Here is a 14,882-nt window from a genome sequence, read left to right as displayed (position 1 = left end):
GTTTTATCTGCTTAAGTGTATGAATTTAGTAATTTTTTAGGTTTAAAATGTATCACTCTGGTGCCTGGCGACAGGCCGATAAATGTGAACTGACTCACTGTAGTGCAGGCGTCAGATCTCTGCACCATGCTGGTGACAGGGTGTTAAGCAGCATTAAATGCTGTTCAGCACCCATGATGCATAGCATGTATCTGTTTTTCTTATGTCCGGTTATTTGAATGAAACCGCGGTTGGTTATAAGAAAAATTAATCAGCATGGGCATGCTTAAAACAGCATTAAAGATGAATGGATATGCATATAAAAGGGTGTGCCTGTGCAACAGGACGCTGCCAGGATATTGAAAAAAGGCCGTACAGAGAAATCGGTGATTCGCTGGCGGCCTTACAGATTATTCATTTGGCACAGTCAGTCAAGGGTTTTAACCGCTTTGTCCTTAACGTCGCCGATCGGCGAGGCTGCTGCACCATAAAAGCGCATTTGATCCCTTATCTCCACGCGACGTGCTGCGACGGCAGCGGGTTAACTGCGCTATTATGAGGCTGTTTCTCTTCCAGGGAGTTGTTATGAAACAAATTCGTCTGTTGGCGCAGTACTACGTTGATTTAATGGTGAAGCTTGGACTGGTGAGGTTCTCGCTGCTGCTGGCGTCTGCGCTGGTGGTGCTGGCGATGATTGTCCAGATGGCGGTCACGATGGTACTGCGGGGCCATGTCGAGAGTATTGACGTGGTGCGTTCGGTCTTCTTCGGGCTGCTGATCACGCCCTGGGCGGTCTATTTTCTCTCGGTGGTGGTCGATCAGCTGGAGGAGTCACGGCAACGCCTGGCACGGCTGGTGGATAAGCTGGAAGAGATGCGTACCCGCGATCTGGAACTCAATCAGCAGATGAAAGAGACCATTACGCAGCTGAATCAGGAGATCAGCGATCGTAAAAAGGCGGAACTGGCACGCGAACAGGTGATGGATAAGCTGCGTGAAGAGGTAACGCGTCGTGAGCAGGCACAGATTGAGCTGGAACAGCAATCCTCCTTCCTGCGCTCCTTCCTGGATGCCTCGCCTGACCTGGTGTTCTATCGCAACATCGATAAACAGTTCTCCGGCTGCAACCGTGCAATGGAGCTGCTGACCGGCAAAAGCGAAAAGCAGCTGATTGGCCTGACGCCGCGCGATATCTATGATGATGAAGCGGCCACTAAGGTGCTGGAAACGGACGAAAAGGTATTCCGCCACAACGTCTCGCTGACCTATGAACAGTGGCTGCAATATCCCGACGGACGCAAAGCCTGCTTCGAGATCCGTAAAGTGCCTTACTACGACCGCGTGGGTAAGCGCAGCGGATTGATGGGCTTTGGCCGCGATATAACCGAACGTAAGCGCTACCAGGACGCGTTAGAGAACGCCAGCCGTGAGAAGACCACCTTTATCTCTACGATCAGCCACGAGCTTCGTACGCCGCTTAATGGCATTGTCGGCCTGAGCCGCATCCTGCTGGACACCGACCTTAATCAGGAACAGCTGAAATACCTGAAAACCATCCACGTCTCTGCCATCACGCTGGGCAACATCTTTAATGATGTGATTGAGGTGGACAAAATCGAGCGCCGTAAAGTACAGCTGGATAATCAGCCGCTCGACTTCACCGGTTTCCTGGCCGATTTAGAAAACCTCTCTGGCCTGCTGGCTCAGCCGAAAGGGCTGAAGTTTGTGCTCGCGCCGCAACTGCCGCTGCCGCATATGATCTCGACCGATGGAACGCGTCTGCGCCAGATTCTGTGGAACCTGATTGGTAACGCCGTGAAGTTCACCCAGCAGGGCGAGATCGTGGTGCGGGTAACCTATGAGCAGGACGAGACGCTGCGCTTTGAGGTGCAGGACTCCGGCATGGGTATCCGTCAGGAGGAGCAGGACAAGATCTTCGCTATGTATTATCAGGTCAAAGATCAGCATGGTGGTAAACCGGCTACCGGTACCGGCATCGGACTGGCAGTATCACGCCGCCTGGCGCAGGCGATGGGCGGTGATATCCGCGTGCACAGTGCGCCGGGACAGGGTTCCTGCTTCACCGTAGAGATTAAAGCGCCACGCATTGCTGAAGAGGTGGAGGATGAAGGCGTGGACGACAGCCTGCCACTGCCTGCGCTGCACGTGCTGCTGGTTGAAGATATTGAGCTCAATGTGATTGTGGCGCGCTCGGTACTGGAGAAGCTGGGCTGCAGTGTAGAGGTCGCCATGACCGGCAGCGAGGCGCTGGCGATGTTTGACCCGCTGGAGTTTGACCTGGTGCTGCTGGACATTCAGCTGCCCGATATGACCGGGCTGGATGTCTCACGTGCGATTCGCCAGCACTACCAGGGAACGCATCTGCCCCCGCTGGTTGCTCTTACCGCCAATGTTCTCAAAGACAAAAAAGAGTACTTCGATGCGGGAATGGATGACGTGCTCAGCAAACCGCTGGCAGTGCCGGCACTCACTGCGATGATTAAAAAGTACTGGGATTATCAGGCAGAACCGGAAAAGGAGATCGCTGATGTCAGCGATGACAAAACCCGGATGCTGCTGGATGTCGCGATGCTCGAACAGTATATCGAGCTGGTTGGTCCCAGCCTGATTACCCAAAGCCTGACGATGTTTGAAAAGATGATGCCGGACTACCTTGCGGTGCTGGAGTCGAATCTGATGGCGCGCGATCAGAAAGGCATTGCTGAAGAGGGACACAAAATCAAAGGGGCGGCGGGTTCGGTCGGGCTGCAGCGTTTGCAGATGCTGGCGAAACAGATTCAGAGTCCGGAGTTACCGGCGTGGTGGGACAATGTGGGTGAATGGATTGATGAGCTGAAGCATGAATGGCGACACGATGTGCAGGTATTACGCGACTGGGTGGCAGAGCAGGATAAGTGATACCCCGGAAAAAAATGACCCCAGCCGAGGCCGGGGTGCGCGAAATACTGCGCCAACACCAGGGAAATCATTGCGGCCGCTATGATTTGAATAATTAATGCAGCCGCAGGGTATTGGTTAACACTGTCATCACCTTAGCAAATTCATCTTCTCAGGCGACAAGATTCATTAAAATTTGTGATATTGAGCAGCGTTTAAATACAGAAAACATTAATTTGGCAACACAGTCAAGTAAGGAATTAATTTCTGTGCTGTGTTGCTGCTATTTTAATCAGTTTTACGCTTTTTCGTGTAGTTTTAATGCTGCCGGGCAGGGAAACTGAGGCTGAGCAGCACCAAAGTGAGCCGCCGTTAACATTTGCCTTTTGAGTGAGGCTAACGCGCTGATATTGCAAGCGCGCTGCCTGAAATGACACGAATTATCCAAAACGATTTGGAATGATAAAAAAGAATCTAAAAGTTTGTCCTTCTGTCGTTCTGCTATCAGGGTTATTACTGGAAGGAAATAGTGCCATTCTGGCAACCCGTGACGCCATTAAGCGCTGCTTATTTATCCGTTATAACGATAATTCTGATTAACCTTTGGGCGCGGCAGGATTAAGAAAATAATAACAGTTAAGCATAGTAAATGATTCATGCGGGCGCTTATTACTCATTATTAAGTGTTTATCTGGAAAGATGCTAAGCAATGGCAATGAATGGAACCGATTCCTTTTTTGCGGAAGTACTTGAACTATTTCGAACTGTTGCAGCATGTTGATGCAAAATGATTGAATAAAGTCTGGAAACAGCCTGTCAGTTTTCAGCGATAATCGTAAAAAGGCTACTTTTTTAGCAGTGATTACATGAGTGATTGATTAACGTCTGAAACAAGTGTGGGAAGATTGCATGAACAAGCATAAAGGAAGCGTCGGACAGCGTATCAGACGTATTGTTGGTCGTATCGTACTGGTGTGGCTGGGAATATGGCTGGCGGGCATTCTACTCTTTTCGTTCTTACCCGTGCCGTTCTCAGCGGTGATGGCTGAACGACAGATCGGAGCCTGGTTACGCGGTGATTTTAGTTATGTCGCCCATTCAGACTGGGTCGGCCATGACGAGATTTCGCCCTGGATGGGGCTGGCCGTTATCGCCTCAGAAGATCAAAAGTTTCCCACCCATTGGGGCTTTGATGTGGCGGCGATTGAGTCTGTACTGGATAACAGCGATAGCCGGATGCGTGGGGCGTCCACGCTGTCTCAACAGACGGCGAAGAATCTGTTCCTCTGGGATGGTCGCAGCTGGGTGCGTAAAGGTCTGGAAGCGGGTCTGACGGTAGGAATTGAAACGGTCTGGACGAAGCGGCGTATTTTAACCGTCTATCTCAATATTGCGGAGTTCGGGCCCGGCATCTTTGGCGTTGAGGCGGCTTCTCAGCGTTATTTCCATAAGCCTGCCAGCCGGCTGACCGCAGCAGATGCCGCCTTACTGGCAGCGGTGCTGCCTAATCCGATACGTTATCGTGCTGCTGCACCCTCAGGCTATGTCAGAGAGCGGCAGCAGTGGATACTGCGTCAGATGCGCCAGCTTGGCGGGGAAGGCTTCCTGCAGCGTAATCAGCTCGATTAAGCGTTAATCTTCATCGAAACCCGCTTCAAATAACTCAATGACCGCTGCCAGCGCCGGAATCTCCTCCGGGCCGCTGGCTTCAATCTCAATGTGGCCGCCTTTTGCCGAGTCGAGCATCAGCAGCGCAATCACGCTGCTGGCTTCGGCTTCAGTGCCCGCTTCATTGCGCAGTAATACTTCGGCATCAAAGCTCTGCACCAGCTCAAATAACTTCATCGCCGGACGTGCATGCATGCCCAGCTTATTTTTGATTTCTACAGTTTGTCTGACGGTCATGATTTGCGCTTTTCCAGCGTACGATGGCGTGACTGCACATTCTTACCCCGTGAACGGAAGTAATCTGCCAGCTGTTCTGCAATATAGACTGAGCGGTGTTTACCGCCGGTGCAGCCAATCGCCACGGTAAGATAGCTACGGTTATTGGTCTCCAGCATCGGCAGCCAGAGTTCAAGGTAGCTGCGCGTCTGGTAGATAAAATTATGCACTTCAGTGTGGCGATCAAGGAAGGCCGCCACAGGACGATCGAGGCCGGTCATCGGGCGCAGTTTGGGATCCCAGTGGGGGTTGGGCAGAAAGCGCACGTCAAATACATAGTCAGCGTCAATCGGAATGCCATGCTTGAAGCCAAACGACTCAAACACCATGGTCAGCTCACGTTCACGCTTGCCCAGCAGGCGGGTACGCAGCATCTCTGCCAGCTCGTGCACCGACATCTCTGAGGTGTCGATGATCAGATCGGCACGCGAACGAAGTGGCTCCAGCAGATCGCTCTCTTCATCAATCGCGCTCTCCAGCGAGAGGTTTTTGCTGGAGAGGGGATGCAGACGGCGCGTATCGCTGTAACGACGAATCAGGGTGTTGCGATCGGCGTCGAGAAACAGCAGCTGAGGGGAAAATGTATCAGGCAGATTATTCAGTGCGGTTTCAAAAATTTCCGGGGATTCGGGCATATTACGCACGTCGATGCTGACCGCCGCCGAAATATTGCGCTCAGCCAGCGAGTTAGCTAACTCAGGCAGCAGCACGACCGGCAGGTTATCAACGCAGTAGAACCCCATATCTTCCAGCGCACGGAGCGCCACTGACTTCCCCGAGCCTGAACGACCGCTAACGATCATCAGCACCATGACCTTCTCTCCCGTTTTAAAACCGGCACCCGGCCGGTAAAGACGCGTTACTGATCCGACTGGACTTCCGTAATAATGGCATAGAGCTCTTCATCACTCTGCGCTGCGCGCAGACGACGGCAAACCGTTTTATCTGCCAGACGCTTTGCCACCAGTGACAGGGTGTGCAGATGTGTTTTGCACTGGTCAGCCGGGACCAGTAAGGCAAACAACAGATCGACCGGCTGGTTGTCGACGGCATCAAACGCAATCGGCTGTTCGAGGCTGATAAACACCCCAACCGCGCGCAGCGTATCCTCTTCCAGCTTGCCGTGCGGGATGGCTATCCCGTTACCAATACCGGTACTGCCCATGCGTTCGCGGGTCAGGATCGCTTCGAAAAGCGTCTGGTGCGGCAGGTTGAGCTGCTTAGCGGCCAGTTCGCTGATGATTTCCAGCGCACGTTTTTTGCTCTGGCAGTGGACGCCGCTGCGGGTGCAGTCTGGCGAAAGCACTGTGCTCAATTCCAGTGTGAGATCGTTGTTCATTATCGTTTCACTTGCGTGTTCACCAGGCCATTCACCGCCAGCGCGTATTGACGCGTGTGACAAACGGCGCCTGCTCAGATGACAAAACGGGGCGGATTATCCGCCCCATCCTGTCGGCTCTGCGCGCCAGGCGCGCGTCGCTAGCGTGAAGGTTAGTGTTTTTTCAGTTTATCTTTGTGTTTGGTCAGCTGACGGGTGAGCTTATCGATCAGTCCGTCAATGGCCGCATACATATCTTCCGCTTCGGATGTGGCGTGCAGCTCGCCACCATTCACGTGTAGTGTTGCGTCAGCCACCTGCGTGACTTTCTCAACCTTCAGGACAATATAGACCTGATTGATATGTTCAAAATAGTGTTCCAGTTTGGCAAATTTACCGTTGACGAATTCACGCAGAGGTGGAGTGATTTCAACGTGTTGCCCGGTCAGGTTCAGCTGCATAGGTCTTCCTTCTCATTTCTTTCAAACCAGTTGTTTACGCTGGTTCGATGGCGGGATGGATAAAGACTCACGATATTTGGCGACGGTACGCCGTGCCACCATGATCCCCTGATCAGATAACATGGAGGTCAGTTTACTGTCGCTCAAGGGTTTGGCTGGATTTTCCGCCGAAATTAATTTTTTCACCAGGGCACGAATCGCGGTAGAGGAGGCTTCACCGCCACCTTCGGTATTCACGTGACTGGAGAAAAAGTACTTCAGTTCAAAAATGCCACGCGGGCTGTGCAGATACTTCTGCGTGGTAACGCGGGAGATGGTCGATTCGTGCATCTCAACGGCCTGGGCGATATCCGCCAGCACCATCGGGCGCATAAATTCTTCACCCTGCTCGAAAAAGGCCTGCTGCTGCTCAACAATACAGCGCGTCACTTTCAGCAGGGTATCATTGCGGCTTTCCAGGCTCTTAATCAGCCAGCGGGCTTCCTGTAGATTACTGCGAATGAACTGGCTGTCGCTGTCGTTCCGCGTCGCGCCGCTCATTGCCGCATAGTGCTGATTGATCTTCAGACGTGGCACGCTATCGGCATTGAGTTCAACCGTCCAGCGGCTGCCGATCTTACGCACCAGCACATCGGGAATGACATATTCTGGTTCGCCGGTGTTGATCGACTGACCCGGACGCGGGTCCAGCGACTGAATCAGCAGCATCGCCTCTTTCAGCACCTCTTCTTTGAGGCGTGTGACCCGCATCAGGCTGCGGAAGTCGTGGTTTGCCAGCAGATCGAGATGTTCGCTGACGATCAGACGCGCCTCTGCCAGCATCGGCGTTTCGGGCGCATATTGTGAAAGCTGCACCAGCAGGCAGTCACGCAGGTCGCGCGCGCCAACACCAATCGGGTCAAAGCGCTGGATGCGTTTCAGCACCGCTTCAACTTCATCCGCTTCGAGCTCATCATCGCCGATGCTGTCAAGGATCTCCTCAAGCGAAACGGTGAGATACCCGGTGTCATCAATAGCATCGACAATAGAGGTGGCAATGGCGCGATCGGTATCGCTGAACGGCGTCAGTCCGACCTGCCACATCAGATAATCCTGCAGCGACTGGGTTGTTTCGCCCTGATAAACCGGTAACTCATCATCCTGGTAATCGGTGCCGGTGCCGGAAGGCGTACCCGCGGTGTAGATCTCATCCCAGGTCGCATCCAGCGGCAGTTCATCAGGCATCTCTTTCTGCTCAAGCGCTTCGCGTGTATCCAGCGCCTCGGCCTCTGAAGACTCCCGTGAATCGATCTCTTCATGCAGGTCAGTCTGCTCAAGCAGCGGATTACTTTCCAGCGCAAGCTGAAGCTCCTGCTGGAGTTCAAGCGTAGAGAGTTGCAGCAGGCGAATCGCCTGTTGCAATTGCGGAGTCATTGCCAGCTGTTGGCTGAACCTGAGTTGTAAACCTTGCTTCATAGACAGGATGATCGTTCCCAGGTAAACATCGGTATTAACGACACCTTATCAGAGTCTGAACTCTTCACCCAAATAAACCCGCTTAACCTGCTCATCCGCAAGAATTTCATTCGGTGTGCCGTGTGCGATCAGGTGCCCCTGGCTGACGATATAAGCCCGCTCACAGACCGCTAACGTTTCGCGTACGTTATGGTCGGTAATCAGCACACCGAGGCCGCTGTCACGCAGATGCTCAATGATCTTCTTAATATCGATAACGGAGATGGGGTCAACACCGGCAAAAGGTTCATCCAGCAGTATAAATTTAGGATTAGCCGCCAGCGCCCGCGCAATCTCAACACGACGTCGCTCACCACCCGAAAGTGCCTGGCCCATGCTGTCGCGCAGGTGCTCAATGTGAAACTCTTCCATCAGCTCACGAGCACGATCCTGGCGTTGCTCTTCGGTCAGGTCGTCACGGATCTGCAAGACCGCCATCAGGTTATCGTAGACGCTGAGGCGACGGAAGATCGATGCCTCCTGCGGCAGATAGCCGATGCCACGACGCGCACGGGCATGCAGCGGCAGGATGCTGATATCTTCATCATCAATAATAATGCGGCCAGCGTCACGCGGCACAATGCCCACTACCATGTAAAAGGTGGTGGTTTTACCTGCACCGTTCGGGCCCAGCAGGCCGACAATCTCTCCGGATTTGACCTGCAGGCTGACATCTTCTACCACGCGACGGCCCTTATATGCCTTCGCCAGGTTTTCTGCGATTAATGTGGCCATAGCTATCAGTTACTCTTCTTTCCGCTGTTGGACGAACCTTTGTCCTGAAGTTGCGACGGCACCAGTACAGTCGTGACGCGCTTGTTCTGACCCTGACTGAAAGCCTGCATTTTCTGCTCTTTCACCAGGTAGGTAATACGATCGCCTTTGATGTTGCTGTCCTGCTGCTCAATGAACGCATTGCCGGTCAGTTCAACGAAATCATTAGCCAGTTCATAGTGCAGTTTTGCGGCATGGCCTTGCACCGGCTTACCGCTGTCCTGCATCTGATAGAAGGTGGCGGGATTACCGTAGGCATCAACGATGGTTTTCTTGCTGTCGCCGCCCGGACGGGTCACCACGACTTTATCTGCCGTGATTTTAATTGAGCCCTGCGTCACGATGACATTGCCGGTAAAGGTCGCGACATTGCCTTGCAAATCCAGCGCCTGATTCTGCGAGTCAATATTGACGGGCTTGTCCGAGTCACCGGTCAGAGCCAGCGCCGGAACGCTGGTTGCCAGCAGCATGCTGGCCAGTAAAAGCTTCAGGCTATTTTTGTTCATTTTGAATTTCATAAGAGGTTTTGACCTTCTCGATTAACTCGGCGTTTTTTGTCCGTAAATTGCCGCGCATTTTCATGCCGGTGGAGTTAAAACTGCGGCCATACAATGTCACCTGGTCATCAGAGGTAACATCCTGAGTGACAAGGTTAATCTGGGCGTTATCGGTTTTGATCCGCTCAAGCTGAGAATCCTGCGTCAGCGTATTCAGCTCAACATGGCCATACAGGTAAAGCATACGATCTTTGGTGAGCTTTGCTTTATCCGCGCGTAACGTCCAGGTAGGGATTTTGTTCTCATCAAAGGTGGTCATGACCGGATTGTCGAACCAGCTCAGTTCATCATCCGAAAAATAGGTCACTTTGTCAGAGACCAGTTTATATGACAGCGCGCCCTGCGGGTTATAAACCACAGTGTGTGAATCAGCACTGGTATAGGTCGGTGACTGACTGTCCGTGCCGACTGGCGTGCCATCGTCATCCTGGTTAGTAAGATTCCAGCCGATCAAAACCAGTGCAATCAAGGTCAGAATCAGCGTTATCCAACGCCTGCTTTTACTCATACTGATTGCCCTTTGGCATCCTCAAATTTGTTCTGCGCCATTAAGATCAGGTCACATACTTCGCGAACTGCACCGCGTCCACCGGCAATCCGCGTGACATAATGCGCGCGCGGCAACAGGATCGGATGTGCATCCGCCACCGCCACGCTTAAACCCACTTTCGCCATAACCGGCCAGTCGATCAGATCGTCACCAATGTAGGCGACCTGGTCGTCGGAAAGAGACAGTTTATCCAGAAGTTCACGATAGGCCAAAAGCTTATCCGATTGTCCCTGATAAAGATGACGGATGCCGAGCGTTTTGCAGCGATCTTCCATCAGACGGGCATTGCGGCCGGTAATAATAGCCACTTCCACATCGGAGGTCAGCAAACAGCGAACGCCGTAACCGTCCCGCACGTTGAATGCCTTCAGCTCTTCGCCATTATTCCCCATGTAGATCACTCCGTCGGACATCACGCCATCGACATCGCAGATCAGCAGACGAATCCTGCTGGCGCGCGCCATAACGTCAGCGCTGACCGGGCCGTAGCAGGTTTCAATCGGGTGGGTTGCCTGTTGCATTTTCTCTTCCTGTTCAGACTACGCCAGCGCGCAGCATGTCATGCATATGTACCACACCGAGCAGATGGTCGTCATCGGCCACCAGAATCGAGGTAATGTTTTTGGTCTGCATCAGGTTCAGGGCTTCCACTGCCAGCATATTAGGCCGGACGCGGATGCCACCTGGCGTCATCACTTCCCCGATGGTGGCGCGCTGGAAATCGATGCCCATATCAAAGATGCGGCGCAGGTCACCATCGGTAAAGATACCTTCAATTTTCATCAGGTCGTCGACGATCACCGTCAGCCCCAGATTTTTGCGGGTAATCTCCAGCAGCGCATCGCGCAGCGAGGCGTCCCGTGTGACGTGCGGCAGTTCATCGCCACTGTGCATGATATCAGCCACATGCAGCAGCAGTTTACGGCCCAGCGCACCGCCAGGATGGGACAAAGCAAAGTCTTCGGCGGTGAAGCCGCGCGCTTCCAGCAGCGAAACCGCCAGCGCGTCACCCATCACCAGCGTGGCCGTGGTGCTGGTGGTCGGTGCCAGACCCAGCGGGCAGGCTTCCTGCGGAACATGGACACACAGATGCACATCGGCAACCCGGCCCATCGCACTGTCAGGCCGTCCGGTCATGCAGATCAGCGTAATGTGCTGACGCTTTAAAACCGGAATCAGCGCGAGGATTTCGTTCGACTCACCGCTGTTGGAGATGGCGATGACCACATCATTTTTGCTCACCATGCCCAGATCGCCATGGCTGGCTTCGGCCGGATGAACAAAAAAAGCGGGCGTGCCAGTACTGGCAAAGGTCGCCGCCATTTTTTTGCCGATATGGCCAGACTTGCCCATGCCCATCACCACCACTTTACCCTGACAGGCGTAGATCAGGGCGCAGGCGCGGGCGAAATCGTCGTTAATATATTGATCGAGTTGTTCCAGACCTTCGCGCTCAATGCGCAGTACGGTTTTCCCCGCCTGCTGGAAATCAAATGCTGTTGGTTGCTGATATGACATAGTGAGTCTGTCCTTGTTAGCCGTCCATGAATGCCGGCTGCATCCACAGCAGCGTCACCCAGACGAAGAAACCACAGAGTAAAAATAAGCCTGCCGTTCGGCCAACGCGGCGGCGACGTAGCAGGCAGAGCAGGGCAAACAGCACGCTGACTCCCAGCATCACCCAGTAATCACGGGCAAAGGCGTGATAATCGACACTGCCAGGGTGAATCAGCGCCGGCAGACCCAGCACAATGGCAATATTATAAATGTTGGCGCCGATCAGATTGCCGATCGCGATATCATCTTCGCCTTTCAGCGCACCGGCAATAACCGTTGCCAGCTCGGGCAGGCTGGTGCCCACGGCGATCAGCGTCAGGCCCATCACCAGTTCGCTGACGCCAAAATAGTCGGCAAACGCCGTGGCATTGTCGATCACCATTCGTGTCGACATCGGCAGGATAATCAGCGCGACGGCCAGCCAGAGAAAGGCCACCGTATTTCCGCTCTCTTCGCGTGGCAGCTCGGCCAGCTGCTCGCGGGTCAGGGTGTCGTTGTTATCCCGTTCTGCTTTACGCGCAATGCGAATCACCACCATCAGATAAATCGCGGCAATGGCGATCAGGCCTATTCCATCCAGTCGACTAAGCTGATTGTCAAACAGCATGAAACCGCTGAGCAGGGTAACCAGCAACATTAACGGCAGTTCACGGCGTATCAGATTAGAATGGACGCTGAGCGGGTGCATAAGCGCAGCGGCACCCAGGATGAGTAAAATATTGGTAATATTCGAGCCGAGCGCGGTGCCAACAGCAAGATCCATCTGGCCATGCTGCGCGGCGGAAAAGGAGAGGATCATCTCTGGCAGCGAGGTGCCGATGCTGACAACGGTCATGCCAATAATCAGTGGCGGGATGCCAAATGATCGACACAGTATAGAGGCGCTAAACACCAGACGATCGGCACCATATGCCAGTAAAAGCAAACCGATAATCAGCAGTGCAGAAGCTACGAACATGAAAAATCCTTGCGTAAAAACCCAGGCCGGCAATGCCTTTCCCGACCGGTTTAAGGTTCTGTTTGGCGAGACAGGCGCTGATTTTGACCGTCCGGACGGCAAAAGTAAATTTAATGACCATTTTCGCCAAATCTTAGCGGTAAGTTTCTGTAAAGCTATCGTGAATCAGGACCGAACAGGCTACCATCGTACCCCATGTTTACGCCCGATCCTTACAAGAGGTTATAATGATCCAGCAGCAATCGAATCTGGTTGAGGTTCGTGGCGTGAGTTTTTCGCGCGGAGATCGCACCATCTTCGATGACATTTCGCTGACCGTGCCGAAAGGCAAAGTGACGGCGATAATGGGGCCGTCGGGGATAGGAAAAACCACGCTGCTACGCTTGATTGGGGGGCAACTTCAGCCGACCCGCGGTGAAATCTTTTTCCGTGGTGAAAACATTCCGTCACTGTCTCGCACTAAATTGTACGAAGCGCGCAAAAAAATGAGCATGCTGTTCCAGTCTGGCGCGCTGTTTACTGACCTGACGGTCTATGAAAATGTTGCCTGGCCGCTGCGTGAACATACCCGTCTGCCTCCTCCGTTGCTGCACAGCACAGTGCTGATGAAGCTGGAAGCGGTGGGTCTGCGTGGCGCGGCCCAGCTGAAGCCCGCGGAGCTGTCGGGCGGAATGGCGCGTCGTGTGGCACTGGCGCGCGCTATCGCGCTGGAGCCGGAACTGATCATGTTTGATGAGCCTTTCGTCGGTCAGGATCCGATCACGATGGGCGTGCTGGTAAAACTCATTGATGAACTGAACCATGCTCTGGGCCTGACCTGTATTGTGGTCTCGCACGACGTACCGGAAGTACTGAGTATTGCGGACTATGCCTATATCGTGGCCGGACAAAAAATTATCGCACACGGCACCACGCCGGAGTTGCGAGCGAACAATGACCCGCGCGTTCGCCAGTTTATTGATGGCGATGCGGATGGTCCGGTTCCCTTCCGTTTTCCTGCCGGCGACTATCTCGCTGATTTAACCGGCTCAGGGAGTAACTAAACTGATGGTGTTGAAGGCGCTGGCGACATTTGGACGTCAGGGAATTGAAACGTGCGCCAGTTTTGGACGCGCAGGACTCATGCTCTTTCATGCGCTGGTGGGCAAGCCAGCGTTCCGCAGACACACGCCGCTACTGATTAAACAACTTTATAGCGTCGGCGTGCTGTCGCTGCTGATCATCGTGGTTTCCGGTCTGTTTATCGGCATGGTGCTTGGCCTTCAGGGTTATCTGGTCTTAAACACCTATGGCGCGGAAACCAGCCTCGGTATGCTGGTGGCGCTGTCATTGCTGCGCGAACTGGGGCCGGTTGTGACCGCGCTGCTGTTCGCCGGACGGGCAGGGTCTGCGCTGACCGCCGAAATCGGCCTGATGAAGGCCACCGAACAGCTCTCCAGTATGGAGATGATGGCGGTTGACCCGTTGCGCCGGGTGGTCTCGCCGCGCTTCTGGGCCGGTTTTATCAGTATGCCGTTACTGACGCTGATTTTTACCGCGGTAGGGATTGCCGGTGGGGCGCTGGTCGGGGTGAGCTGGAAAGGGATTGATCCTGGTTTCTTCTGGTCGGCGATGCAGAATGCCGTCGATTTTCGTGCCGATGTGGTTAACTGCCTGATTAAAAGTGCGGTATTTGCCATTACCGTGACGTGGATTGCGCTGTTTAACGGCTATGATGCGATTCCAACCTCTGAAGGGATCAGTCGCGCGACGACGCGCACTGTGGTGCACGCGTCACTGGCGGTGCTCGGATTGGATTTTGTGCTGACAGCACTGATGTTTGGGAATTGATGCAATGCAAAGCAAAAAAAGCGAAATCTGGGTTGGCATATTTATGATTATGGCGTTGCTGGCGGCGCTGTTTCTCGCGCTGCGCGTCGCCGATTTAAAGTCAATGGGCACCGAGCCGACGTGGAAGCTCTACGCCACCTTTGACAATATTGGTGGTCTCAAAGCCAGTTCGCCGGTCAAGATTGGTGGGGTGGTGATTGGCCGGGTGACCGACATTGAGTTAGAGCCGAAAACGCTGCTGCCGCGTGTCACCATGGACATCAGCGATCAGTATGCGAATAAAATTTCAGACACCAGCTCGCTGGCGGTTCGCACTCAGGGACTACTGGGTGAGCAATTCCTGGCACTCAATTTAGGATTTGACGATCCTGAACTGGGTTCGGCGATGCTGAAAGATGGCGATACGCTGCGCGATACGAAATCCGCCATGGTGCTCGAAGACCTGATCGGTCAGTTCCTTTATAAGAGCGGCGATAATAAACAAAACAGTGAAAACAAGGATGCGCAGGAAGGCGACAGTGCTGCGCCTGCGGCACCGGCTCAACCTTAAAGAAGAGGGTAT

Annotated in this window: 17 protein-coding genes; 6 read left to right on the top strand and 11 right to left on the bottom strand. The window is 53.6% G+C overall.

The window, feature by feature from the left end; all coding sequences use genetic code 11:
- The first annotated feature begins 564 nt into the window (after positions 1 to 564).
- Both arcB and mtgA read left to right on the top strand, forming a co-directional pair.
- The gene (gene arcB / locus ACXKZD_RS17375) at positions 565 to 2,898 is read left to right on the top strand and encodes an aerobic respiration two-component sensor histidine kinase ArcB (protein ID WP_427053193.1); all 2,334 of its coding nucleotides are present in this window, start codon (positions 565 to 567) and stop codon (positions 2,896 to 2,898) included.
- A gap of 888 nt (positions 2,899 to 3,786) precedes the next feature.
- Positions 3,787 to 4,506, top strand: coding sequence for a monofunctional biosynthetic peptidoglycan transglycosylase (mtgA, locus tag ACXKZD_RS17370; protein ID WP_010251926.1), 720 nt, complete (start codon positions 3,787 to 3,789; stop codon positions 4,504 to 4,506).
- 3 nt (positions 4,507 to 4,509) lie between these two features.
- On the opposite strand, the gene npr is transcribed toward mtgA, so the two are convergent.
- From npr to ACXKZD_RS17315, 11 genes are all read right to left on the bottom strand, one after another.
- A complete protein-coding gene (npr, locus tag ACXKZD_RS17365; protein ID WP_010251923.1) occupies positions 4,510 to 4,782 on the bottom strand; it encodes a PTS phosphocarrier protein NPr in 273 nt (90 codons plus the stop codon).
- The gene (rapZ, locus tag ACXKZD_RS17360; RefSeq protein WP_010251920.1) at positions 4,779 to 5,633 is read right to left on the bottom strand and encodes an RNase adapter RapZ; all 855 of its coding nucleotides are present in this window, start codon (positions 5,631 to 5,633) and stop codon (positions 4,779 to 4,781) included. The genes npr and rapZ overlap by 4 nt, the downstream gene beginning before the upstream one ends.
- Positions 5,634 to 5,680: 47 nt before the next feature.
- Positions 5,681 to 6,160, bottom strand: a complete 480-nt coding sequence (gene ptsN / locus ACXKZD_RS17355) for a PTS IIA-like nitrogen regulatory protein PtsN (RefSeq protein WP_033787513.1) — start codon at positions 6,158 to 6,160, stop codon at positions 5,681 to 5,683.
- 152 nt (positions 6,161 to 6,312) lie between these two features.
- Complete coding sequence (hpf, locus tag ACXKZD_RS17350; RefSeq protein WP_010251913.1) at positions 6,313 to 6,600, bottom strand: ribosome hibernation promoting factor; 288 nt, start codon at positions 6,598 to 6,600, stop codon at positions 6,313 to 6,315.
- 21 nt (positions 6,601 to 6,621) lie between these two features.
- Entirely contained in the window at positions 6,622 to 8,055 is a 1,434-nt protein-coding gene (gene rpoN / locus ACXKZD_RS17345) for an RNA polymerase factor sigma-54 (protein WP_010251911.1), read from the bottom strand.
- Positions 8,056 to 8,103: 48 nt separating this feature from the next.
- Entirely contained in the window at positions 8,104 to 8,829 is a 726-nt protein-coding gene (lptB, locus tag ACXKZD_RS17340) for an LPS export ABC transporter ATP-binding protein (protein ID WP_003851107.1), read from the bottom strand.
- Between the two features lie 5 nt (positions 8,830 to 8,834).
- Positions 8,835 to 9,386, bottom strand: coding sequence for a lipopolysaccharide ABC transporter substrate-binding protein LptA (gene lptA / locus ACXKZD_RS17335; RefSeq protein WP_010672013.1), 552 nt, complete (start codon positions 9,384 to 9,386; stop codon positions 8,835 to 8,837).
- On the bottom strand, positions 9,361 to 9,933 hold the full coding sequence (gene lptC, locus ACXKZD_RS17330; protein ID WP_010251907.1) for an LPS export ABC transporter periplasmic protein LptC: 573 nt from the start codon (positions 9,931 to 9,933) through the stop codon (positions 9,361 to 9,363). Before lptC ends, lptA begins: the two co-directional genes overlap by 26 nt.
- Positions 9,930 to 10,496, bottom strand: a complete 567-nt coding sequence (gene kdsC, locus ACXKZD_RS17325) for a 3-deoxy-manno-octulosonate-8-phosphatase KdsC (RefSeq protein WP_010251905.1) — start codon at positions 10,494 to 10,496, stop codon at positions 9,930 to 9,932. Before kdsC ends, lptC begins: the two co-directional genes overlap by 4 nt.
- A 13-nt stretch (positions 10,497 to 10,509) precedes the next feature.
- Positions 10,510 to 11,493: an arabinose-5-phosphate isomerase KdsD gene (gene kdsD / locus ACXKZD_RS17320; protein WP_010251903.1), complete on the bottom strand. Its 984-nt coding sequence runs from the start codon at positions 11,491 to 11,493 to the stop codon at positions 10,510 to 10,512.
- Between the two features lie 16 nt (positions 11,494 to 11,509).
- Positions 11,510 to 12,490, bottom strand: coding sequence for a calcium/sodium antiporter (locus tag ACXKZD_RS17315; protein ID WP_010251901.1), 981 nt, complete (start codon positions 12,488 to 12,490; stop codon positions 11,510 to 11,512).
- Here ACXKZD_RS17315 and ACXKZD_RS17310 point away from each other — a divergent pair.
- The 4 genes from ACXKZD_RS17310 to mlaD are packed head-to-tail and all read left to right on the top strand — an operon-like array spanning position 12,489 to position 14,870.
- On the top strand, positions 12,489 to 12,746 hold the full coding sequence (locus ACXKZD_RS17310; protein WP_124889623.1) for a hypothetical protein: 258 nt from the start codon (positions 12,489 to 12,491) through the stop codon (positions 12,744 to 12,746). The genes ACXKZD_RS17315 and ACXKZD_RS17310 overlap by 2 nt on opposite strands.
- Entirely contained in the window at positions 12,718 to 13,533 is an 816-nt protein-coding gene (gene mlaF / locus ACXKZD_RS17305; RefSeq protein ID WP_010672012.1) for a phospholipid ABC transporter ATP-binding protein MlaF, read from the top strand. Before ACXKZD_RS17310 ends, mlaF begins: the two co-directional genes overlap by 29 nt.
- 4 nt (positions 13,534 to 13,537) lie before the next feature.
- Positions 13,538 to 14,320, top strand: a complete 783-nt coding sequence (gene mlaE / locus ACXKZD_RS17300; protein ID WP_010251894.1) for a lipid asymmetry maintenance ABC transporter permease subunit MlaE — start codon at positions 13,538 to 13,540, stop codon at positions 14,318 to 14,320.
- A gap of 4 nt (positions 14,321 to 14,324) precedes the next feature.
- The gene (gene mlaD, locus ACXKZD_RS17295) at positions 14,325 to 14,870 is read left to right on the top strand and encodes an outer membrane lipid asymmetry maintenance protein MlaD (protein WP_010251890.1); all 546 of its coding nucleotides are present in this window, start codon (positions 14,325 to 14,327) and stop codon (positions 14,868 to 14,870) included.
- Positions 14,871 to 14,882: the final 12 nt, after the last annotated feature.

It is taken from the genome of Pantoea sp. ABR1s (assembly GCF_057812235.1).
This window is presented reverse-complemented; position numbering and strand designations above follow the sequence as displayed.

Coding starts and splice junctions, on each gene's coding strand:
- arcB (WP_427053193.1), top strand. CDS start 565: ATGAAACAAATTCGTCTGTTGGCGCAGTACTACGTTGATTTAATGGTG.
- mtgA (WP_010251926.1), top strand. CDS start 3,787: ATGAACAAGCATAAAGGAAGCGTCGGACAGCGTATCAGACGTATTGTT.
- npr (WP_010251923.1), bottom strand. CDS start 4,782: ATGACCGTCAGACAAACTGTAGAAATCAAAAATAAGCTGGGCATGCAT.
- rapZ (WP_010251920.1), bottom strand. CDS start 5,633: ATGGTGCTGATGATCGTTAGCGGTCGTTCAGGCTCGGGGAAGTCAGTG.
- ptsN (WP_033787513.1), bottom strand. CDS start 6,160: ATGAACAACGATCTCACACTGGAATTGAGCACAGTGCTTTCGCCAGAC.
- hpf (WP_010251913.1), bottom strand. CDS start 6,600: ATGCAGCTGAACCTGACCGGGCAACACGTTGAAATCACTCCACCTCTG.
- rpoN (WP_010251911.1), bottom strand. CDS start 8,055: ATGAAGCAAGGTTTACAACTCAGGTTCAGCCAACAGCTGGCAATGACT.
- lptB (WP_003851107.1), bottom strand. CDS start 8,829: ATGGCCACATTAATCGCAGAAAACCTGGCGAAGGCATATAAGGGCCGT.
- lptA (WP_010672013.1), bottom strand. CDS start 9,386: ATGAAATTCAAAATGAACAAAAATAGCCTGAAGCTTTTACTGGCCAGC.
- lptC (WP_010251907.1), bottom strand. CDS start 9,933: ATGAGTAAAAGCAGGCGTTGGATAACGCTGATTCTGACCTTGATTGCA.
- kdsC (WP_010251905.1), bottom strand. CDS start 10,496: ATGCAACAGGCAACCCACCCGATTGAAACCTGCTACGGCCCGGTCAGC.
- kdsD (WP_010251903.1), bottom strand. CDS start 11,493: ATGTCATATCAGCAACCAACAGCATTTGATTTCCAGCAGGCGGGGAAA.
- ACXKZD_RS17310 (WP_124889623.1), top strand. CDS start 12,489: ATGAAAAATCCTTGCGTAAAAACCCAGGCCGGCAATGCCTTTCCCGAC.
- ACXKZD_RS17315 (WP_010251901.1), bottom strand. CDS start 12,490: ATGTTCGTAGCTTCTGCACTGCTGATTATCGGTTTGCTTTTACTGGCA.
- mlaF (WP_010672012.1), top strand. CDS start 12,718: ATGATCCAGCAGCAATCGAATCTGGTTGAGGTTCGTGGCGTGAGTTTT.
- mlaE (WP_010251894.1), top strand. CDS start 13,538: ATGGTGTTGAAGGCGCTGGCGACATTTGGACGTCAGGGAATTGAAACG.
- mlaD (WP_010251890.1), top strand. CDS start 14,325: ATGCAAAGCAAAAAAAGCGAAATCTGGGTTGGCATATTTATGATTATG.